Here is a 21,105-nt window from a genome sequence, read left to right as displayed (position 1 = left end):
AGAAACGCTAATTTAATAGCATTTCTACTTTTTTTTATTAAAATATTTAGTTAACCTTGCGCAGGTTCACGGCTACCTAATCTTACCTTTTCAACAGCATGACTGCTTTCGAGGTCTTCTTCTTTGAATCCGAAGAGGTATGTGCATACAAAGGAAACAACGATTGTTGCAGCTGATGCGATTAAATATCCTGTGAAGCTACTGTCAATACCCTTTGGATTGATGAATGAAGCGAAACCGATTAATGATCCGGCAAAGCCCCACATATCAACATGCATTAATCCGGTAATCAAACCACCAACGGCACTACCGATATTTGCTGTCCAGAAGATACGACCATATTTCAAATTAATACCATACATTGCAGGTTCTGTAACTCCAGCAAAAGCTGAAAGTGTAGCAGCACCGGCAATTTGTTTCATATCAATGTTCTTCTTTGTTTTAACGAAGACAGCCATTGCAGCAGCACCTTGAGCAACCATTGTTGCAGAAACAATAGCATTCAATGCACTGTGTCCTGTTGTGGCAATTTGACTAGCAACGACAGGAATAACAGCCCAGTGTAAACCGAAGATAACCAAGCATTGATAGAATCCACCAATCAACAATCCGGAAATAGCAGGACTGAACTTCAATAGAGCAACGATACCATTTGCTAAGTAAGAACTTAGAAGTGTAATAACTGGTCCAACGATAACGATAATAATTGCACTGACAATAAATACTTCTAGTAGAGGACTAAGGATCATACGTAGTGACATAACGATATGTTTCTTGAGCCATGGTTCAATCTTTGAAGCAATCCATGCAGCAGCGATCATTGGGAAAATTGAATAAGTATAATTTGCGATATGAATAGGAATACCAAAGAAATTACTGTTGAAATTCATTGCAGTACTACTTGTTTTAGTTGCTACTTGTACCAAAGTTGGATATGCCAAAACACCACCGATAACACCCATGATGATCTGGTTTGCTCCTAATCTCTTAGCAGCTGTAAAACCAACTAAGATAGGTAGGAAATAAAATACTGAATCACCCATTGCACTAATAATCATATATGTAGAACTTGTTGCAGATAACCATTTTGCTGAAACGATTAAAGCTAATAATCCCTTTAAAATACCTGATGCAGCTAACAACCCGATGATAGGCATCATGCTGGCTGTGATTATACCAATTAAAGCACTGAAATAAAACTTTGTCTTAGGCCAAACTCCTTTTGGAGCTTCAACCTTTTCTTTCTTAACTTCAGAATCTCCGCCAAATCCAGGTCCTAAAGCTTTGACAACAGCATCATAAACATCTTCAACTGCTGGTCCAATAACAACTTGATACTGTCCACCAGCTTTAGCAACATCCAGAACACCCTTCATGGCTTTGATAGTATCGTCATGAGCTTTGTTGTCATCTTTCAAATAGAAACGAACACGTGTGATACAGTGAATAACATTTTCAACATTACTTACTCCACCAACGTTCTTAACGATATCCTTACCTAGTTGGTCATAATCTACCTTACCTGATGGCTTAGCAGTAGATTCACCAGGGGCCATCAAACTAACTTCAGCAACATCATCGCCCGCTTTAACATCACCTTTAGTGACATTAACATCCTTAACCACTTTATTAGTATTGGTAATAGCGACGATAACATCTGTTACTTTGCCAGCCTTTTTGACAGCGTCAATATCCATTGTAGCTACCTTTTGACCAGCTGTAACTGTATCTCCTTCTTTAACGAATAGTTCAAAAGGAGCACCGTTTAGTTCAACTGTATCCACACCCATATGAACCAAAACCTCTAGTCCATCATCAGTACTGAACCCAATTGCATGTTTTGTTGACGCAACTAACATAACTTTCCCAGAGACTGGGGACAAAATCTCATTTCCTGTAGGAATAACTCCAAAACCGTCACCCATGTCTTTTTCAGAAAACATTGGATCATGAACTTCAGTTATTGGTACAGCTTTTCCATTTACAGGAGCAAGCATTTTAACTGTACTCTTCATAAGAATAGCACCTCCTTAATTTTAGTAACCGGTTACATTTTTCATTCATAATGATAATACATCTTGTCATGTATAAACATCAAGTTAGAACATTTTTTATTATAAAATTCGCACTAAATCAGTATTGACGGGGTGTATAATACGTATTGTAATAATGTGTTTAAACAAATATATAGTCTTTTATTTATGGAGGAAATAGTCATGAAGCCCTTATACTTAAAGTTTACAGATGATGAAATTATTTATTCCGACAATAAAGATCTAAGCAATCAGAAAAGTTATAAATTCAACTCTAAACAAGAGTTAAAAGAAAATTTTCAAAATTTTGCAAAAATTCTCTCAACTCCAGTCGACGTTCTTGTGCTTACAAATACACGTGAAAGTTTACTAAATAAAAATTTGATTACGTATAATAATCAAACCATTAATTGTCGTAATGATTTAGAAAATATTTTCCACGTTCCTGTTGTTGATATGGAAGATATTCGTAAAGATGGCTTAGCCCTAGCTACTCATAATGCAATTAGTTATTCTGGTTGGCATCTAGACTACAATCATTTAGATCATGACAAGCGCCAATATGGTCAAGAGTCCATGCAAACAATCGGTAATGGCTTTTTAGGTTTACGAGGTACTTACTTAGAGGCTAAGGCTAGTGACGATAACTACCCTGCTACCTATGTAGCCGGTGTTTTCAATCAATTATCTACCCCTATCAACGACCGTGACGTCATCAATGAGGACTTAGTTAATTTACCAAATTCTCAATACATCAGTTTTAAAGTAGATGAAGGCGACTATCTTAGAATTAAAGATGATCTAGTTCAAGAATCAGTCCGTTCTTTAGATATGAAACATGGAATTCTGACAATTTCTACTATTATAAGGTTGGATGATGGTAAAGAATTAAAAGTTGTTGCTAAGAAATTGGCCGACTTAAAAAATTATCATGATTATTATCTTCAATATTCTGTCACGCCACTCAATTTTTACGGCAAAATAACTATATTAACTCAAACAGATGCCTCAATTGTAAATAGTAATGTTGCCAGATACCGTAACTTAGCAAATAAACACTTAATTGTCGACAATATCGAAAACAATGATAAGGAAATGTTAATGCTGGCCCACACCAATCAATCTCAAATTGATCTAGCTATTAAGACTAATATTTCCTACCCTGACATTGACAATGCTCAATACTATATGGAAAACAAATCTGAAATTGCTAGTCAGTTTATTGAATTCAATGTCAAACCAAATCATACTTATACCCTAGAAAAAGCCGTCAGTATTTTCACTTCACTTGAGACCAAACCAGACATGATTGATACAGCCAGAAGTCACAACTTCATTCCTACGTTTGCCGGCGCTCAAGAAGCATCAAAAGAGGCATGGCATGATGTTTGGAAAAAAGAGAATATCATTGTCACAGGTGATATTACTGCTCAAAAATTATTACATTTGAATTGTTTCAGTATGACGATTGCTGCTCAAGAACTAGCTAATAAACATTTAGATGCTTCCGTTGGCTCTAGAGGCTTAACTGGTGAAGGTTATCGTGGTCATATTTTCTGGGACGAACCATTTGACATGAATTTCTATCTCTTACACTATCCCGAATTAGTTAAAGATTTAATGATGTACCGTTATAAGCGCTTAGATGCAGCCAAAGAGTACGCTGCGGCTAGTGGTTATAACGGAGCTATGTTCCCTTGGCAAAGTGGAATGTATGGTGACGAACAATCACAAGAAGTTCACCTCAATCCCATGACTAATACTTGGGATCCCGATAATTCTAGAAAACAACGCCATGTCTCTTTGGCTGTAGCGTATAATATCTTAAATTATTACAATGCCACACAAGATGAGACTTTTATGAGTCAATATGGCTTAGAATTACTTTTTGATATTGCTGAATTTTGGATCGGTATGTCTAAATTTGATCCTGATACTGGTAAATACACTATTTCTGACGTTATGGGTCCAGATGAATTTCACGAAAATTATCCTGATGACACTGATAACAATGGCTTAAAGAACAATGCCTATACCAATATTATGGTTAGTTGGTTCTTCAAAAAACTTTCTAAATTAATTGAAGATGAACCTGCTAAAATAATTGATGATAATCTTAAGAGAACTAACTTCACTCAACAGAATATCAAAGATCTAAATAATATCAGGCACAACCTTAAATTAGATTTCAGTGGTGATATTCTAGGTCAATTCGAGGGTTACTTCGATCTCAAAGAAATTGACTTTGACAAGTACCGTCAACAATATGGCAATATTTCCAGAATGGATCGAATCCTCAAGGCACATAACGATTCACCTGACAATTATCAAATTGCCAAACAAGCTGACACTTTAATGGCTCTATTCAACATCCGTGAAAGTACATTCTTAAAAATCATGTTAGATTTAGGTTACCCAATCGTTAACCCTAACAAGTTTATTCACGATAATATTAAATACTACATTGCTAGAACGACACACGGTTCCACTCTTTCCAGAATCGTCTACTCAATGTTAATGCTTAAAATTGGTGAAGACAGTGAAGCTTGGAAACTATTTTATGAAGCACTAACTAGTGACTACTATGACATTCAAGGTGGTACAACTGCTGAAGGTATTCACTTAGGTGTTATGGGTGCAACCTTGAACGTCGTTACATCATATTTTGCCGGTGTCGACTATCGTGGTAAGATGCTCGAAGTTAATCCACATATGCCAAAACAATGGGAAGAAGTAGATTTCCAAATGACCTTTAGAGACGTCAACTTCAAATTCAGAGTTACTGACAATACTTTTATCGTAACAACCGATAAAGATTCCGAAATTAAATTTCTCAATCAAAAATTACCATTAACAGCCAATCAAGAAATTCAATTAACTTATTAAATAAAAAAATAAACAAGCTATACCAACCGTAATTGAAGTACTTTTACGGTTAGTATGGCTTGTTTTACTTATACGCTTACACCTAGATGTGACAAGTTACTCAAAAATAACTTAATCTTTCTCTTTTACCCCCTTACCAATCAAAAATAAAATGATAGAATATTCATAATCTTTATGGAGGGGTTTTAGACATATGATAGATCTGACTAACGGCAGACCTATAAAAGTTATTTTTCTGTATACCATACCTTTGCTATTAGGTAACTTTTTCCAGCAATTCTATAGTTTCATTGATACTTTAATTGTTGGCAAAACTATCAGTGTCAATGCTTTAGCCAGCGTTGGTGCAACAGGGGGATTGACAGCACTAGTCATTGGATTTGCTCAAGGGATGACCAGTGGTCTAACTATTTTAACTGCACGAAAATATGGAGCCAACGATGAAGCTGGAGTCAGACAAAGTTTTGCTTCAGGAATTATCATCTCCCTATTTATCATTGTCGTCTTTACAGCGATTGCTCTTTTAGTAGCTTATCCACTGCTCATTGCTATGCAAACACCTAAAGTGTTGCTACATGACTCGTTTATCTTTTTGGAAATTATCTTTGCAGGAATTTTTTCTTTTGTAGGTTTTGATTTTCTAGGAAATACAATGCGAGCACTTGGAGATTCAAGAGTGCCTCTATTCTTTTTAATCGTAAGTACAATTTTAAACATTCTTTTAGAGCTAGTATTTATTCTCTATTTGAAGATGGGCGTAGCTGGTGCTGGTTTAGCCACTGTTGTTGCCCAAACGATCACATTTGTGATCCTTTATTTTTACATTAGAAAACACATCCCATACTTAATTTTAACTCGTGATGATTTCAAAATTGATATGAACGAAATTAAAGAATTGCTAAAAATAAGTTTACCAATGGGTTTTCAGTCTTCCATCATTGCCATTGGTTCAATTATCTTACAATTCATGCTCAATACTTTGGGTGCCAATGCAGTCGCTGCATACACAGTTGCCGGAAGAGTTGAACAGATTGCCACTTTGCCGGCCTTTAGTTTTGGCCTAGCCTTAGTTAACTTCACCGCTCAAAATATGGGTGCTAAAAAATTCGATCGTATCCTAAAGGGCGTCAAGGATGGAATTTTAGTCTCAGTTATTTCTAGTCTTGTCATCGGGATCTTTTTGATTTTCTTCGGACAATCAATTTCTCATTTGTTCATGAATGGTAGTGAAACAAAGGTCTTGAACCTAATTCAAATTTACTACTACTTCAATGGTTCGACCTACTTTATCTTGTCAATTCTCTTCATTGTCAGATACACATTGCAAGGATTAGGCAATCAAAAAGCACCAACAATTGCTGGTATCGCCGAACTATTAATGAGAGTCTTTGCTGGTGTCGTTCTTATCCGTTTATTCGGATTTTACGGAGCTGCCATGGCCAACCCACTAGCTTGGACTGGTTCAGTATTGGTATTAGTAAGTACTTGGAATATTGAGATCAAGAAACTTAAAAACATGAAGAATCTTTTGAATCATGAGGAAACAGCTTCAGAATAATCGAGGGAAACCTAATATTATTGGGTTTCTTTTTTTCATATTCAGATATATGTAAATGTCAGATGATTTTAAACTCTATGATTTAAAATTAGGGGATACATAGTAATCAATACCCACTCATGATATAAATTAGCTACATTCAAGACATTTTTGTATCCGGTTACATAAAAGTGATACGATACTTATAAATACATTTGGGGAGATGTTAACACGGGTGTTTGGGCTATTGTCATAGGTGTAATTTTAATTTTACTTTCTCTTATAACTTTTCGTTCTGTAACAAAAACATTCAAAAAATTAAAAAAAGGTGAAATAACCAATCCTTCGCCTTTTATCGCATATGCCCTCTGGACCACCGATGTTATTGCTTTATTCATCGGTATCGCCGGTATTATGACATTCACATTTTACTAAACTTTCACAAAGCAAACAGCTCCTATTTAGATAATACGTATTATCTAAATAGGAGCTATTTTTAACTATTTAAAGCTTCAGCACACTCGATCAAAGCATCTTCTACTGCCGGTATCTTGCCTACATAGTTCAAAAAAGCGTGTGCTAAACCACCATAGCGGATATACCCTGCTTCGCATCCTGCCATACCAACCTTTTGAACAAAGGCTTCATCTTGCAGTCTGAATGGATCGAACTCACCTGTCATTACCAAAACTTTTTTAAAAATCAATGGATCTGCATACATTGGTGAAATAAGCGGTGCCGAAAGATTATAATTAGCACCATTCAAATAATATTTTGTCATAATATTATCTAAACGTTTAAATTGTGTATAGTTATTATGAAGTGCTTGTCTTTGTTCCGGATTAATTGGAATCAAACGATCATTCCAAAGTGGACCATTATAATCTGAGCCTTGAACTATTGTTGGATAAAATAATATGTGCTTATAAATTTCGCAAATACCCATGTTACTGCTTAATTGACTGACACCCAACGCAATCGAGGCACCAGCTGAATCTCCAGCTAGAGAAATTTGTTGGTGCTTATCGCATATATCCATCAATACTGAAAGACAATCTTCAATAGCTGCTGGATATGGTTTTTCCGGTGCAATGCTATAATCCACACTATAGATAAAACCATTGAATTTAGCCGCTAACAAACGTAAAAATGGTAAAGTATCCTCAGCGGAACCTCCATAATAAGCGCCTCCGTGCACATAAATCAAAGCCTTTTCGGTTGATAAGTTTTTGTCATTACGATAAATTTTCAAATATCTAACTTTGCGATCTAACTTATTACTCATTTCTACGTCAATTCTAACTGTCGAATCGGAAGCAACTATATCAGCCTTTTGATTTCCAGCACGTAACTGAGTCAAATCATCAGGTAATTGTGGATCATCACTCAAGGTTTTCAAGTGATTCCAAATTATCGGTTCATAAGAATGAGCGTCTACCCTATCTTTAACAATCATTTTGACATTTTCTAGATGGGGAATATCGACTGACTCAATCTGATTCAATCGGCTCAATTCAACGTTATAATCGCTATTCATCATAATAAAAGCCATCCTTTATTTTTTATTTAAGTCAATTCGTATTATCTATACTACAATCAGTATATATCCTGTTTAAACATATTTTACATTAAATTATAACAAAACTTTTTATTAATATTGATTTATCAAATCAATCTATCTGGAGGAACACAGTGACATCTAATAGCAAAATTTCAGCCCGAGAACATAATTTACAGTCAATTTTACATTTACTGCATATTCATAAGTCCCTCTCCGCTAAACAATTATCAACATTAACTGGTTTAAGCGTCGTCAGTATCAATAAACTGATCGAGTTATTGGAATTAAAAAACATTCTTACCGTCGATTTTACTAATACCAGAGGCCGCCGGGCCAAAACTTATCAGATAAATTATCAGGCCTATACTCTGGGAGCGTTACAACTCCACGAAGTCCATGATTATATCAAGGCTAATTACTCTCTTATTGATCTATCAGGAAAAATCATTTCTCAGACACATTATGAAGAGAATATAACTTCAGTTGAACAGCTTTTGGAATTCATTAAACTGCATACAGACGAAAGTAAACCTCAGAAAATAATTGTCGGCATCCCTGGCGATGAATTGAATGGTTACTTACAGCTAATTGATGTTAAGGCATTGCGTGGTATCAAGTTATCCAAGGCCATTGAGGTCTCAACTGATATCGATACTATTATCGTTAACGATATCAATGCTTGTATCTTCGGAGCTGCCTCTTCACTACACGAAAGCCAAAATATTGCTGCTGGAATCTATTTTCCCAAGCTCTATGGTCCCGGAGTCGGTATCGTCATCAACGACCAACTTATTACTGGCGCAGACGGATTAGCTGGAGAAGTTCAATATGGTACCGTCGATCAAAAGGAATCTCCTAAAAATCAAATTATTGACCATCTACGAAACATTATTAGTTTGATCAATCCTAATCTGCTTATTGCCTATATTGATGAATTGAATCTAACCGATTTAGAAATTAACCAAATTATTCAAACACTCCATCGATATCTCCCACTACATCAAAATTATAAATTGGATTTCAATCGTAATTTTCAGGATGACTATTTACTTGGTTTGGCTACTATTGGTCGAAATATTATTTTTAAAAAGTTAAGCGGCAATTGAAACCGCTTAACTTTTTTGGTACAATATCCTTATCTTAATTAACCAAGTTTAAAAAGGGGTAAATTCATGAGTATAAAACTAATTGCTTTAGATGTTGACGATACACTACTAACTTCCAATCAACAAATTGCCGAATCTACTAAATCAGCTTTAAAAGAAGCTTTGGCTAAAGGTATCAAAGTTGTTCTTTGTTCCGGTAGACCATTAGCCGGCGTTGACCACTATTTAGATGAACTTGGTGTACAAGGTGATGATCAATACGTCATCACTTACAATGGTGCACTTGTAGAAACAGCCGCTGGTAAAGTCCTTTCCCGTAAAATAATTAACAATAAAGACTATCGAAGAATCGTTAAATTTGTTGAAGACCGCAAAATGCAATATTATGTGCTTGACGATGATAGCAATGTCTATACTTCCAACCATGACATTAATCGCTTTGCCGTTACCCAAGCTTGGGAAAACAGTGCTGGTATTTTTGTTCGTGAACCCGATGAATTAGCTTCCGACTTCGAAATTGCCAAAGCCGCTATCGTTGGTGAAAAAGAAACTTTAGATCAATATGAACAAGCAGTAAAAGATGAATTTGCTGATGAATACTATGTTGTGCGTGCTGGTGCTAATTTCATCGAAATTATGCATCCTGAAGTTAACAAAGGTGAAGGTTTAACTACTCTAGCTGACATTTTACATTTGAGTAGCGATGAGATAATGGCTTTTGGTGATGAAAAGAACGATTTACCAATGTTTGACTTCGTTGGCTCTGCCGTAGCAATGGGCAATGGTTCAGATATAGCTAAAGAACATGCTAAATATGTGACTGATACTAATAACAATGATGGTATTGCCAAATCATTAAAGAAGTACGTCCTTTAATGAAAATTACGCACGAAATAGTTCAACCAACACCAAAAGTACCTTTCAAATACTATTTTCATGATGAGAATTCACCTAAACGTGTCCCCTCGCATTGGCACCGTAATATTGAATTAGGATTTATGGTTTCTAAAAATACTTTGCTGGTTAAAGACGATAATCAAGAAAATGAATATCATCAAGGTGATATTTGGGTTATCAATTTCCGAGATATTCATGAGACTGACTTTATTAATAGAAAATCAGTCTTTGTCTTCTGCCTTTTGATTGACTATGACTTTCTCAAAAAAATTTATCCTGATATCGACCAAATTCATTTTGATCTCAGAGGCAAACCAACTTGTCTAAAACAGTTGATTGCTTATCAAGAATTAGAAAAACAACTGCGGATGATGATTCAACTTTTGCAAGAACCTCGTGATGATACTTTCAATCTTGATTTAACCGGTCGAATTTATATATTGATGTCCAATTTAATCAACAACTTCTCTCACAAAGTCACTTCCAACACCTCTGTCAATGAGAGTCTAATCGATCAGGCTCTGAAAATAATCAATAACAATTATGCTGATGATTTAAATGGGGCCGTCTTAGCTCATGAGCTGAACACCTCAGTAACGACTTTGAACCAACAATTTCACCAAACCGTTCAAATGCCGATTAATAAATATATCACGACTGTACGCTTATTAGCAGCTCAAAAGAAATTACTCAACACTAATCAAAATATCGACTATATTGCCATTGATAGTGGCTTTAACAGCACCAAATCATTTATCAGAAACTTTAAAAATTGGAAGCACACGACTCCTTGTATTACAAGTGTTGATAGCTTTGAAAATATTGACGATGAGATTCTAAAATTCTCAGTCAACTGTCCTTTAACTGAAACTGAAGCTTATATGGAACACCTAGCTAATGGCATTGGCAAAGATGTTTCTGTCGTTTCCAGTGGTCACGGTGATATCGATATTATCCAAGCCGAAGCTAACAAGGCTACTGGTTTAGAGTATTTATCACAAAAATTAAATATCAAACCAGAGGAAATGTGTGCTTTCGGGGATGGAGGCAATGATCTTGAAATGTTACGCTATGTCGGTCACGGTGTCGCCATGGAAAATGCTAGTGAAATTGTCTTAGAAACAGCTCCATATCAGACAACTAACAATAATCAACAAGGTGTTCTCGCGCATCTCGAATCTGTTTTTGAATTGTAAAATCGATTTTTCTTCACATTTAATTAAAACAAATATCGATTTTCTTCAATAATTAATTCATATCTCGGCGGTAAAGTATAAGCATAATCAAATAAGAAAATATTTGATTATCCTTCCCCTATAGATAATGTATAATCCTTAACAACTTTAGAAAAACTGTTTCTTACGGATTCAGTTCAAACAAAAAGCTCAAAATCGCTTGCTGACGGTTTTGAGCTTTTTGCTTGGTTTAATTTTCAAAATAACGTTGTTTCTCTAATTCCCAATATTTTTTATCCTCATCATTGATTTTTCTTAATACTTTACAAGGATTACCAACTGCTACTACATTATCAGGAATATCCTTAGTTACGATTGAGCCAGAACCAATAACAACATTATTACCTATTTTGACATTTGGATTAATTACTACATTGCCACCGATCCAAACGTTATCGCCAATCTCAATTGGTTTACCGTATTCGTATCCTTCTGTTCGTATTACGGGATCAATTGGATGACCAGCTGTATAAACTCCAACACGAGGGCCAAACATAACATTGTCTCCAATCTTTACTGGTGCAATATCTAAAAGAATTAAGTCGTAGTTAGCATAGAAGTTCTTTCCAATAGTCGTATTGCAACCATAGTCTGTATAGAACGGTGGTGTTATATAGGGCTTATCACCAATTTTCTTGAATAAATCTTGCAAAATCTCAGTCCTACGTGGAACTTGTTCCTCATTGGATTGATTGAACTCCTTTAATAGTCTCTTAGCTTTCAAAAAATCTTTTTTTAATTCCGGATCATGTGCGATGTATAAGTCGCTAGCTAACATTTTTTCTTTTTGTGATCTCATCATCATATTCCTCTATCTTTAAAAATTCATACATCAAGGATAACAATTTTTTGCCAAAAAAATACCCATTTACAAAAGTAAATGGGTACAATTCTTATGCTATCTAAAAACAGGTTTACTATTACGATATTGAATATCGTCTACTCCATCTAAAACGTTGCTATACCTAGCCGCAGCAAAGAAATAATCGGATAGACGATTAATAAATTTAAGCACATAATCATTGATTGGTTCTTCCTGCATCAAGGCAACGATTTCTCGTTCGGCTCTTCTAGTCACAGTTCTTGCTAAGTGCAAATTAGAAGCTGTCCTTGACCCACCAGGTAAGATGAATTTTTGAATAGCAGGAACTTTGGCAGAATAATCGTCGATTTTCTTTTCTAACCAATCAACAGCCTTATTATCCTCTGTAAAAATAAATTCATGCTTCTTATCACTAGCAGAAATGGCCAGATCAGTTCCACAATCAAATAATAATTGCTGAATCTCTTGTAATTCATCTTTCAAAACTAAATTTTTTTCAGACAAATTAGCAATCACGACACCCACTAAAGAGTTCAATTCATCAATCGTTCCGTACGATTCAATTCTTTGAGCTGACTTGTACAAAACATCATTACCAATAATTCTAGTCTTACCTTTATCTCCAGTACGTGTATAAATTTTCATATTTAATAAAACTCCTTGCTTAATAATTATCTTTCTTAACAACTATACCAAGAAATAATGTCCAAAAGATGACTATTTTTAGCTTTCTCAACTTTATCTATGTATAATCAATTTATGCAACCGATATCATATGGATGGGAGGTAAGTTTTATGCATGACAGTTTAACATTACAATTACTCGGGGAATTCATTGGTACCTTAGTTTTAGTTCTATTAGGTGACGGCGTCGTTGCTGCGGTCAGTTTGAAAAAGTCTAAAGCTGAAGGTTCCGGTTGGGTTGCCATTTCTCTTGGTTGGGGATTAGCTGTAACTTTAGGTATTTATTGTTCAGCCTTCCTTAGTCCGGCACATTTAAATCCCGCTGTAACTTTGGGGATGGCTATCGCAGGTGTCTTCAATTGGGGTTACGTCGTTCCTTACATGATTGCTCAAATCTTAGGGGCAATCGTCGGAGCTGTGATTGTCTGGATCAATTATTATCCACATTGGCAAGAAACCAAAGATTCTAAAGCTATTTTAGGCGTTTTCGCCACAGGTCCAGCTATCAGAAATTACCCAATGAACTTTATCAGTGAATTTATTGGGACATTCGTCTTAGTCTTTACCTTACTAGCCTTTACTAGAGGTAAATTCACACAAGGATTAAATCCAATTGTTGTAGGACTTTTGATCACTGCTATTGGATTCTCACTCGGTGGGACCACTGGTTATGCCATTAATCCAGCCAGAGACCTAGGGCCAAGAATTGCACATCAAATTCTACCAATTGCTAACAAAGGCGACTCCGATTGGAGTTACAGTTGGGTACCAATTCTCGGACCACTAGCTGGTGGAGCTATCGGTGCTTTAGCATATCTATTGATTCCTTAAAATATTTAAAAGTAAAACAGAATATGTTCAACTTTCAATTATAAAAAGAACAGCCTCCATTAAGTATTCAAGACTTTGCTTGAATCCCTTAATAGAGGCTGTTTTTACCTTACTAAAACAAATTATCTTACAAAGTTACATATAAAACATATTTATTTCAATGAAAACAATCAAAAGGCCATTTAGTCTGAAGCAAGAATTTAAGTACATTCATCCCTAACTTCAAAAAAAATTCGTACCTTTAATTATTAGTTATTATTCTTAAATAAATCATACTTTCGTTGGTAATTACCAAACAACTTGATCCAACGCTTACCGACTAATAATAGTAGAACGGCTGTAAAGATGGCATGAACGACATCGAAATAAAAACTTGCCGCTAAAGAAGTTAAAACGCTCTGCCAACTGATTGGATTCACAAAACCAATAATGTAATAAATGTCCATGATCCAACCCATGATAAAGCCCGATAAGAAACCCCAGAGGACTAACTTCCAAGTCGCGATATCCTTTTTCAACATCAATCCTGATACCAATCCAATTAGCCCTAAAGCAAACATTTGCCAGGGTGTCCAAGCACCTTGACCAAAGTACATATTTGACGTTAACGCGATAATTGTTCCCATCAGAAAGCCAGTCTCTGGTCCACTGACGATAGCTCCTAGAATTAAAATAAATAGTTCTGGTTTAACTGCAGGAATAGCTGCAAAGATGATCCTTCCTACAACTGCTAAAGCACAGATAATAGCAATAAAAACAATCTCCCGTGAAGTATGCGGTGATTTTTCAAACTTCCAGAAATAAATACCTAAAGTTAAAATCAAAAATCCGAAAGAAAACAGTAAATAATTCTTACTTGAAAAAACAGCCATTAAAACTAGCACTAAAATTGCTAAAACTAATAAAGAAATTGATTTACGATTCACGTTGTCTAATATCCTCCCACGATAAGGCTAATGGAAAAGTTTCCCTTAGTGCCTTATTTATTTCCGTCGTATAGAAAAATTTATCTTTAAAAAATGCTGTTGGTGTTGCAAATTGACTGATTTTTCCATCAAACATCATTGCTACTTGTTCGAAAAATCTTGCTGCAAATAGTAAATCATGACTATTCACAAACACCGTTCCACCAGTATTCTGAAACCGATTCAACATCTGCCCCAACTCTAATTTTTTATTGGGATCTAATCCCTTAGTCGGTTCATCCAAAAATAATATTTGAGGGTTCTTAATGAAGCCTAGTGCCAATGCCAAAAACTCCTGTTGCCCGCCGCTCAAATCATAAGGACTCGTCTTTTCTAAACCAGTTAGAGAAAATTTATCTAACACTGCTTCAAGAGTAGTGTCACGCTTGCTTAACTGCAATTGATAATTAATTTCCTCAGCCACTGTATCCTTCATGAACAAAATAGCCGGATTCTGCGGTAAAACAAAAACCTTCTGATAGAAATCACTTTGGATTTTATGACCATCAAATAGAATTTTACCTGATTGGGGTTTTAATTGTTGTGTCATCGCTTTTAATAGCGTAGTCTTTCCCATTCCATTAGGACCTACAACACAATAAGACTGCCCTCTTTTCAGCTCAAAACTGATATTGTTGATAATCTGTGGACCATTGAAGTCAAATCGAAAATTTAGATGCTTGATCTCAAAAATATCTTCAGCGGAATTGTCGATCACAATTTTACGAGGAACACACTTTAACGATGCCCTGTTCTGATTTATCAGGAGTCCAACTTTCTTATTGCTCAAAGGTAATTGTTCATCCGTAGACAAGTTCAACTCCAAAATCAAACGGTCAACTTGGGTCAAGTAATTTTTGAGGTGAGGATTTTGATAGATATCACGCAACCCCGTATCCACTGGTGCATCCTCAATCAAACTACCTTTCTCCATGACTAACAGTCTGTTGGCATAATGGATTGCACGGTCAATCTCATGTTCAACCAACAATACTGTCACATTCAATTCTTCGTTGATTTTATGTACCATCTGCAATAATTTTTCAGCCGCAATTGGATCTAATTGTGAAGTCGGTTCATCTAGCAATAATACTTTTGGTTTCAAAATTAAAGCACTAGCTAAATTAACTAACTGTTTTTGCCCACCAGACAGATGTTTTTCATTGATATCGAGTAAATCAATAATACCTAAGTAACTGGCAATTTCCGTAATCCGCAATTGAATTTCATTTTGATTGCAGCCTTGGTTATCTAAAACAAACTTCAATTCGTCCCTTGGTGTCTCCATGACCATTTGATTATCAACAAACTGCGACACATAGGCAAAATTATTATTGTTCAGTGACAAGTCAGTCACCAATTCACCTGACAAAATTTTTCCAACAGCTAAATCAGCTAGCATTTGCTTCAATAAGGTACTTTTACCGCTACCAGTTTCACCAATCAACACAATGAAATCGCCTATTTGGACAGAGAAATTCAGATCTTTTAACGATACTTTCTGACTGTTGTTGTATTTGAAGCTGTAATCTTTGAAATGTAAAATTTCCACCATAAGTAATTTACCCCTCCAAATATAACTGGTAATAAAATCAAAATCACATTAATTAAAAGTAAAATAATTTCTGAATTAGTAAAAATCAATTGAACATCGATTGAACCTAAATTAATGATACCAACTTTGCCAATCGCCATCACAATATCAGCCACTAAACCTGACACCATCAAACCTGACAATAAGAAATCAGCACCTCTGTACTCCGTTTTACCAATACTCTTTTGATGATTATTGAAACCACGCAAAATTAATGTGTCCGAAACATTCATAAAACTAGCAATAGCTTTATTCAAAATAATCTCCATTAAATTCATCGTCGATTTCAACTTGGATTGTGGCACTTTGTCTGTAGTTTGAAACTTTCTAATTGCTTTTGTTTCGTTGTAAATTTGAATGATTCGCGGAATGAATTGAATCGTCAAAATAAAAATCAACGCTACATTTTTTAACAGACTAGATAACAACTCAAAGACTGTTTTTACTCGAACCAGGGCATTATAAATATAAAAAGCCCACAACAAATTTACAAAAGATAGACCTAAAACAATGCCATTAAGAAGCGATTCCTGTGTGAGCTGAAATGAATAGAAATTCCAAAGTACATCCTCACCACGCTGATTTAAAATCAAATTAAATATAAAAGTCACAATAAAGATTACGCAAGAAAACTTAAAATATGTTTTTATTTTCTCACGACTAACCAAAATGGCCATAAAGATTAAGGCAACTAAATTAATCAGAGAAATAATTGGACTATTAAAGAGCAGCGATATCAGAATAATACCAAGCAAATAGATGAAAATTGTCACGCTGTTAGTTCTTTTTTGAAAGTTCAAAATCAACTTATTCATCATTGCCTGCTCCTTTCTCAATATTCCTATTTTAACTTATTCACGAAAAAAATCTATTTGATTCATTTAGTTTTTTATTTGTTATAATTGAAATCGTTGTACAAAATGAGGAGGAAGATTATGAAAAAAATAACAGCATTTCTACTGTCATTATTAATGTTACTAGGGGTATTTGCTCCAGTGACTGCAACAACTGTTCAAGCCAAATCTACTAAGAACATCAAAGTTACTTATACTTTGAAGAAAAATAAAAAACAGTTGGCTAAGAAAACTATCACATTGAAAAAGAATGCCACTGTTACCGATGGTCTAAAGAAGGGCTGGAAAGTTACTGACAAAGGTGGCTTTATCTCAGCTATCGACGGTCACAAACAAAATAACAAGAAGAAAATTTACTGGACATTCACTGTTAATGGCAAACAAGTTAACGTTTCAGCTGACAAAAAGAAATTACACAACAAAGACAAAGTTGTTTTCAAATTATCAAAATATAATGGTTAATGATTAAATTAAAATATGAGATAAGGATAAATCAAATATCCTTATCTCATATTTTTTTGCATAAATAAGTAATTTATTAAGTTAAGTTTTTCTTAACAAAAGCAATAGTTTTCTTCAATTATATTAAATAGTGCTATTTTATACTTGAATAATATATTCGGAGGAATTAATTATGAATAAAAAGAAAATTGTTTTAGCCTCGACACTTGCCGTTTTATTAGCCCCATCTGTCCTTAATAATTTACCCACAAATCAAACCGTTCATGCTGCTAATACCCAACTAATTGGAACCGTTAGGCGTGGTGGTGCTGCCACTGTTGATGCCAATGGTAATTACGTTCGTGGTGGTTACTTGGGGAATTTCACTTCATGGAGATTAAGCCAAAGAATTACTATCGGTGGTAATCCTTACTATGAAGTCGCAACCAATCAATATGTTGATGCCACAGCTATGAATATCAGCAATGGTAATCAAGTACTCAACCCAGTTCAAAAAGAAGTTTCCTATGTTAATGCTGTTAAAACTATTACTGATAATAATGCCACTGTGGTCAACAACAATGGTTACAGCTTGGGTGTTACCCTTCCTAATGGCACCTCATGGAAAGTTGATCAATACAAAGTTATCAATGGTTACCCATACTACCGTGTTGCTACCAACGAATGGGTCAAAGCTTTAAACTTCACTTCTGATTACAATGGTACAAGTAACACTAACAATACTGTTGCTAATACTAGTGCTCAAAAAGTCATCACTCTCCGTACTAATTCAGTCATCTACAATGGCTTAGGTCAGAACACTGGTAGAACTTTACCAACTAACACTTCTTGGAAAGTAGCTCAAGAAAAAACTATCAACGGTCATCAATATTACCAAGTAGCTACAAACGAATGGATTCTAGCTACCGAAGATAAAAACACTTCTATCTTCAGTAACGGTACTGCCACTGGTACTTTAGCTAAGAATGTTCAACTATATAACACTTCTTCAAATTCGATGACTAGATCACTTTCTGCTGCTACTTCTTGGAAGATTTCTAGCGTTGTAGAAAATAGTGCTGGTTACTATTTTGCTCAAGTATCTAACAATGAATGGATTCCATTAGGCGGATCAGTCTTCAATGATGGGCTCCTTCAACAAGAGTTAGCTAACTCAGCTACTTATGAACCAAGCTTTGCTATCAGTCTTTTCAAATAATAATTACAAAAAAATAAGGCAGCCGCTTTGGCTGTCTTTATTTATGTTCAATTTTTTCTTGAAGCTTATGATTATTTAATACATCTGCACAGTAGAAAGCTCGGTTTTTATACAATCGTTGTTTTTCCTTATCGTCTCCTGCTTGATAAACTAAATAAAGATTATAATTCAGTTCATCTAAAAAATAGGACAAGTGATTGTCATTGGCAAATTTCAAACCACGTTCGGAAATACTTTTAGCAAAATCAAATTGTTTTATTTTTAAGTATGCTTTACCTACCATTTTAGCAAGAAAAATTATTTCTAATCCACTAGCATTATTAACATTAAGATTCTCTCTCAAAGAACTACTAATCAAACCGAGATAGTAATCGGCTTCGTCGAAATGTTCTTGACGATAATATATCTTACCTTTGAATAAATATGACATCAAAGTATAAATATTATCTTCATCAGTCTTAGTCTCTCGTAAAACTTTATCAAAATGGAAAGAACTCAATTCATAATTTCCAATATTAAACTTTACGACACCAAGAATAAAGTCACATTGTGCCCGATCCTTAGCCTTAATTTTATCTTGAATTAAAGCAATTTTATCTTCGATCGAATCCAAATTACCTAACAGAACATCTTTTTCGATGTCATTCAAAATAAAAGTTTGTTCAGGTTTGGAATCGCTGGAAAATTCACTAAAAACATCATTCAAAGAAAGATCCAAACGCTGACAGATTTTTATCAAGACATCCATTTGAGGTGTCATATTATGCTTTTCCATTTTGCTAATAGTATTTTGATTACACAAACCATTAGCCAAGTCACTTTGAGTTAGGTTCAAACTACGTCGCTTATCGTAAATTACTGATCCTAAGAACACATCTCTACCTCACTAATTATTATTACAAGTTAATATAATTGTACCATTTGAAATTATATTTTACCTTTTAACGTAATTTCTTTATGTTTAACTTTTTACAATTTTTACCAGTCATCAGTCTCCCTGGAATTAATTCAGGATTCTAAAATTAAGTGAGGAAAATTCAAATTGGAACATTTTACAACGCCTTCTTGGTTAATCCTTGATTTTTCTAATTCTTTATTAATCTATTTATCAATATTCTTGTTGATTCCAAATCTGCGTACGAAAAAAAATATAATCTTATCCTTCACTTTAAGCCTTATATTCACTTTTATCGATCTTTATTTTTCTAATGCTTCAATATTTCTCATAGCTTTCACATATTGGTTATTTTTTAGAAAAATAAAACAAAAAACAAACCCTTTAATCAAAATCATTTTACTACTACTATCGTTTCTTCTAAGTACGATTACTCAAGGAATAGCAAGTTATTTTGTTATACAGGTATTTAAATTAGATTTTAGTACCTATTCATATAGTTCATTACTAGCAACTGTTCTATTAATATTAATAAACTACACATTAACTATAGTAATAATTATTGTTATAAAATATCTCCTTAAGTTAAAAAGTATTGTAAATATTATTTACAATAAAACAGTGGTTAAAATAATTCTTCTATCAATTATAGTAATTACTTTCTCCTATTTGTCATTAATTCTAGTATCTAAGCATGAATTTAACCAATTAACTTATTTAAAAACCACCTTATTAGTTAGTTTAGTATCAGCTATATTTATAACAATTGGAAGCATTATGCTAGTAATTGGATATACAAAGGAAATGAAATCCAAATACGAAAATAGACACTTGAAGGAAAGAAATTTATACATTAAGGAACTGGAACGAAAAAATACTGAATTGAGAAGATTCAAGCATGACTACAAAAATCTTCTTACATCACTATCAGTTTCATTAAGATCTAAAAGTTCTGACAATGATTCTATTCAACGTCTTCTTGATTATGCAGATAGTAATGTTGACATGACTTCAACCATTGAAAATGCTAATTTATATCATCTTAATGATGATCTAGTTAAAGGAATTATCGTTACGAAACTTGTTGCAGCTAAAAATAAGCACATTGAAACTAACTTTGAAGTTGATAAGAATATTTCTATTCCAAAAAGATTATCCATTGAAATAACCCGTATTTTAGGAATTCTTTTTGATAATGCTATTGAAGCGTCTTCGTTAACTAATCATCCCAAAATGACTTTTGCCCTTGTTTCATTTGATAATTACCTAGAATTCGTTATAGAGAATAATGTTACTCCAAATGAAGATATTAATTTGAATCAAATTTCTAAAACTGGTTATACTTCCAAAAAAGGACATAGTGGTCTGGGACTATCAACGGTCAATGAAATCATTCATGCTAACAGTAATTTACTTTTGCAAACAAAAGTTAAAAATAATTACTTTTCAACAATTTTAACTGTATTGGAAGATAAATAATAATGTTACGGTAGATTGCAACAATTAATCGAATTTTTCGGACAAGTCACCAAAGAAGACTTGGA

Annotated in this window: 18 protein-coding genes; 9 read left to right on the top strand and 9 right to left on the bottom strand. The window is 34.3% G+C overall.

Features of this window, described 5'->3' with window-relative positions; genetic code table 11:
- Nucleotides 1–50: 50 nt before the first annotated feature.
- Nucleotides 51–2,015, bottom strand: coding sequence for a glucose PTS transporter subunit IIA (locus tag FD33_RS11220; RefSeq protein ID WP_025085169.1), 1,965 nt, complete (start codon nucleotides 2,013–2,015; stop codon nucleotides 51–53).
- A 201-nt stretch (nucleotides 2,016–2,216) separates the two neighbouring features.
- On the opposite strand from FD33_RS11220, the gene FD33_RS11215 reads away from it, so the two are divergent.
- Complete coding sequence (locus tag FD33_RS11215; protein WP_056955979.1) at nucleotides 2,217–4,919, top strand: glycoside hydrolase family 65 protein; 2,703 nt, start codon at nucleotides 2,217–2,219, stop codon at nucleotides 4,917–4,919.
- A 193-nt stretch (nucleotides 4,920–5,112) separates the two neighbouring features.
- Complete coding sequence (locus tag FD33_RS11210) at nucleotides 5,113–6,477, top strand: MATE family efflux transporter (RefSeq protein ID WP_025085167.1); 1,365 nt, start codon at nucleotides 5,113–5,115, stop codon at nucleotides 6,475–6,477.
- A gap of 182 nt (nucleotides 6,478–6,659) precedes the next feature.
- On the opposite strand, the gene FD33_RS12985 is transcribed toward FD33_RS11210, so the two are convergent.
- Both FD33_RS12985 and FD33_RS11200 read right to left on the bottom strand, forming a co-directional pair.
- Nucleotides 6,660–6,854 carry a hypothetical protein gene (locus tag FD33_RS12985; RefSeq protein WP_235806963.1) on the bottom strand — a complete coding sequence of 65 codons (195 nt, stop codon included), beginning with the start codon at nucleotides 6,852–6,854 and terminating at the stop codon, nucleotides 6,660–6,662.
- Between the two features lie 98 nt (nucleotides 6,855–6,952).
- Nucleotides 6,953–7,996: an alpha/beta hydrolase fold domain-containing protein gene (locus FD33_RS11200; RefSeq protein WP_025085165.1), complete on the bottom strand. Its 1,044-nt coding sequence runs from the start codon at nucleotides 7,994–7,996 to the stop codon at nucleotides 6,953–6,955.
- Nucleotides 7,997–8,148: 152 nt separating this feature from the next.
- On the opposite strand from FD33_RS11200, the gene FD33_RS11195 reads away from it, so the two are divergent.
- The 3 genes from FD33_RS11195 (at nucleotide 8,149) to FD33_RS11185 (ending at nucleotide 11,216) form a co-directional block, all read left to right on the top strand.
- A complete protein-coding gene (locus FD33_RS11195) occupies nucleotides 8,149–9,123 on the top strand; it encodes an ROK family protein (RefSeq protein WP_025085164.1) in 975 nt (324 codons plus the stop codon).
- Nucleotides 9,124–9,189: 66 nt separating this feature from the next.
- A complete protein-coding gene (locus FD33_RS11190; RefSeq protein WP_025085163.1) occupies nucleotides 9,190–9,999 on the top strand; it encodes a Cof-type HAD-IIB family hydrolase in 810 nt (269 codons plus the stop codon).
- Nucleotides 9,999–11,216: an HAD-IIB family hydrolase gene (locus tag FD33_RS11185; protein ID WP_025085162.1), complete on the top strand. Its 1,218-nt coding sequence runs from the start codon at nucleotides 9,999–10,001 to the stop codon at nucleotides 11,214–11,216. The genes FD33_RS11190 and FD33_RS11185 overlap by 1 nt, the downstream gene beginning before the upstream one ends.
- Before the next feature lie 229 nt (nucleotides 11,217–11,445).
- Here the strand turns inward: FD33_RS11185 and FD33_RS11180 are convergent, their stop codons facing one another.
- Together FD33_RS11180 and FD33_RS11175 are read right to left on the bottom strand one after the other, a co-directional pair.
- Entirely contained in the window at nucleotides 11,446–12,054 is a 609-nt protein-coding gene (locus tag FD33_RS11180) for a sugar O-acetyltransferase (RefSeq protein ID WP_025085161.1), read from the bottom strand.
- Nucleotides 12,055–12,153: 99 nt separating this feature from the next.
- Nucleotides 12,154–12,723, bottom strand: a complete 570-nt coding sequence (locus FD33_RS11175) for a cob(I)yrinic acid a,c-diamide adenosyltransferase (RefSeq protein ID WP_025085160.1) — start codon at nucleotides 12,721–12,723, stop codon at nucleotides 12,154–12,156.
- Nucleotides 12,724–12,873: 150 nt separating this feature from the next.
- On the opposite strand from FD33_RS11175, the gene FD33_RS11170 reads away from it, so the two are divergent.
- Nucleotides 12,874–13,593, top strand: a complete 720-nt coding sequence (locus FD33_RS11170; protein ID WP_025085159.1) for an MIP/aquaporin family protein — start codon at nucleotides 12,874–12,876, stop codon at nucleotides 13,591–13,593.
- Between the two features lie 248 nt (nucleotides 13,594–13,841).
- Here FD33_RS11170 and FD33_RS11165 read toward each other — a convergent pair whose 3' ends face one another.
- From FD33_RS11165 to FD33_RS11155, 3 genes are read right to left on the bottom strand one after another with little or no spacing between them, the layout of a single operon-like run.
- A complete protein-coding gene (locus tag FD33_RS11165; RefSeq protein WP_056955978.1) occupies nucleotides 13,842–14,519 on the bottom strand; it encodes an ECF transporter S component in 678 nt (225 codons plus the stop codon).
- The gene (locus FD33_RS11160) at nucleotides 14,509–16,113 is read right to left on the bottom strand and encodes an ABC transporter ATP-binding protein (protein WP_025085158.1); all 1,605 of its coding nucleotides are present in this window, start codon (nucleotides 16,111–16,113) and stop codon (nucleotides 14,509–14,511) included. The genes FD33_RS11165 and FD33_RS11160 overlap by 11 nt, the downstream gene beginning before the upstream one ends.
- Nucleotides 16,047–16,970, bottom strand: coding sequence for an energy-coupling factor transporter transmembrane component T (locus tag FD33_RS11155; RefSeq protein WP_148299166.1), 924 nt, complete (start codon nucleotides 16,968–16,970; stop codon nucleotides 16,047–16,049). Before FD33_RS11155 ends, FD33_RS11160 begins: the two co-directional genes overlap by 67 nt.
- A 117-nt stretch (nucleotides 16,971–17,087) precedes the next feature.
- Here FD33_RS11155 and FD33_RS11150 point away from each other — a divergent pair, with 117 nt between their 5' ends.
- Entirely contained in the window at nucleotides 17,088–17,468 is a 381-nt protein-coding gene (locus FD33_RS11150; protein WP_051564168.1) for a DUF4430 domain-containing protein, read from the top strand.
- A gap of 172 nt (nucleotides 17,469–17,640) precedes the next feature.
- Complete coding sequence (locus tag FD33_RS11145) at nucleotides 17,641–18,666, top strand: SLAP domain-containing protein (protein WP_025085155.1); 1,026 nt, start codon at nucleotides 17,641–17,643, stop codon at nucleotides 18,664–18,666.
- A 37-nt stretch (nucleotides 18,667–18,703) separates the two neighbouring features.
- On the opposite strand, the gene FD33_RS11140 is transcribed toward FD33_RS11145, so the two are convergent.
- Nucleotides 18,704–19,540 carry a helix-turn-helix transcriptional regulator gene (locus tag FD33_RS11140; RefSeq protein WP_025085154.1) on the bottom strand — a complete coding sequence of 279 codons (837 nt, stop codon included), beginning with the start codon at nucleotides 19,538–19,540 and terminating at the stop codon, nucleotides 18,704–18,706.
- A gap of 798 nt (nucleotides 19,541–20,338) precedes the next feature.
- Between FD33_RS11140 and FD33_RS11135 the strand changes: the two genes are divergently transcribed.
- A complete protein-coding gene (locus tag FD33_RS11135; protein WP_025085153.1) occupies nucleotides 20,339–21,040 on the top strand; it encodes a sensor histidine kinase in 702 nt (233 codons plus the stop codon).
- Nucleotides 21,041–21,105 lie beyond the last annotated feature (65 nt).

This window comes from Companilactobacillus paralimentarius DSM 13238 = JCM 10415, assembly GCF_001434985.1.
In the GTDB taxonomy this organism is placed as follows: Bacteria; Bacillota; Bacilli; order Lactobacillales; family Lactobacillaceae; genus Companilactobacillus; species Companilactobacillus paralimentarius.
This window is presented reverse-complemented; position numbering and strand designations above follow the sequence as displayed.

Excerpts from the sequence above, each read along its gene's own strand:
- FD33_RS11215 (WP_056955979.1), top strand. The coding sequence starts at position 2,217 with ATGAAGCCCTTATACTTAAAGTTTACAGATGATGAAATTATTTATTCC.
- FD33_RS11145 (WP_025085155.1), top strand. The coding sequence starts at position 17,641 with ATGAATAAAAAGAAAATTGTTTTAGCCTCGACACTTGCCGTTTTATTA.
- FD33_RS11200 (WP_025085165.1), bottom strand. The coding sequence starts at position 7,996 with ATGATGAATAGCGATTATAACGTTGAATTGAGCCGATTGAATCAGATT.
- FD33_RS11220 (WP_025085169.1), bottom strand. The coding sequence starts at position 2,015 with ATGAAGAGTACAGTTAAAATGCTTGCTCCTGTAAATGGAAAAGCTGTA.
- FD33_RS11150 (WP_051564168.1), top strand. The coding sequence starts at position 17,088 with ATGAAAAAAATAACAGCATTTCTACTGTCATTATTAATGTTACTAGGG.
- FD33_RS11160 (WP_025085158.1), bottom strand. The coding sequence starts at position 16,113 with ATGGTGGAAATTTTACATTTCAAAGATTACAGCTTCAAATACAACAAC.
- FD33_RS11135 (WP_025085153.1), top strand. The coding sequence starts at position 20,339 with ATGCTAGTAATTGGATATACAAAGGAAATGAAATCCAAATACGAAAAT.
- FD33_RS11155 (WP_148299166.1), bottom strand. The coding sequence starts at position 16,970 with ATGATGAATAAGTTGATTTTGAACTTTCAAAAAAGAACTAACAGCGTG.
- FD33_RS11190 (WP_025085163.1), top strand. The coding sequence starts at position 9,190 with ATGAGTATAAAACTAATTGCTTTAGATGTTGACGATACACTACTAACT.
- FD33_RS11180 (WP_025085161.1), bottom strand. The coding sequence starts at position 12,054 with ATGAGATCACAAAAAGAAAAAATGTTAGCTAGCGACTTATACATCGCA.
- FD33_RS11185 (WP_025085162.1), top strand. The coding sequence starts at position 9,999 with ATGAAAATTACGCACGAAATAGTTCAACCAACACCAAAAGTACCTTTC.
- FD33_RS11170 (WP_025085159.1), top strand. The coding sequence starts at position 12,874 with ATGCATGACAGTTTAACATTACAATTACTCGGGGAATTCATTGGTACC.
- FD33_RS12985 (WP_235806963.1), bottom strand. The coding sequence starts at position 6,854 with ATGAATAAAGCAATAACATCGGTGGTCCAGAGGGCATATGCGATAAAA.
- FD33_RS11210 (WP_025085167.1), top strand. The coding sequence starts at position 5,113 with ATGATAGATCTGACTAACGGCAGACCTATAAAAGTTATTTTTCTGTAT.
- FD33_RS11175 (WP_025085160.1), bottom strand. The coding sequence starts at position 12,723 with ATGAAAATTTATACACGTACTGGAGATAAAGGTAAGACTAGAATTATT.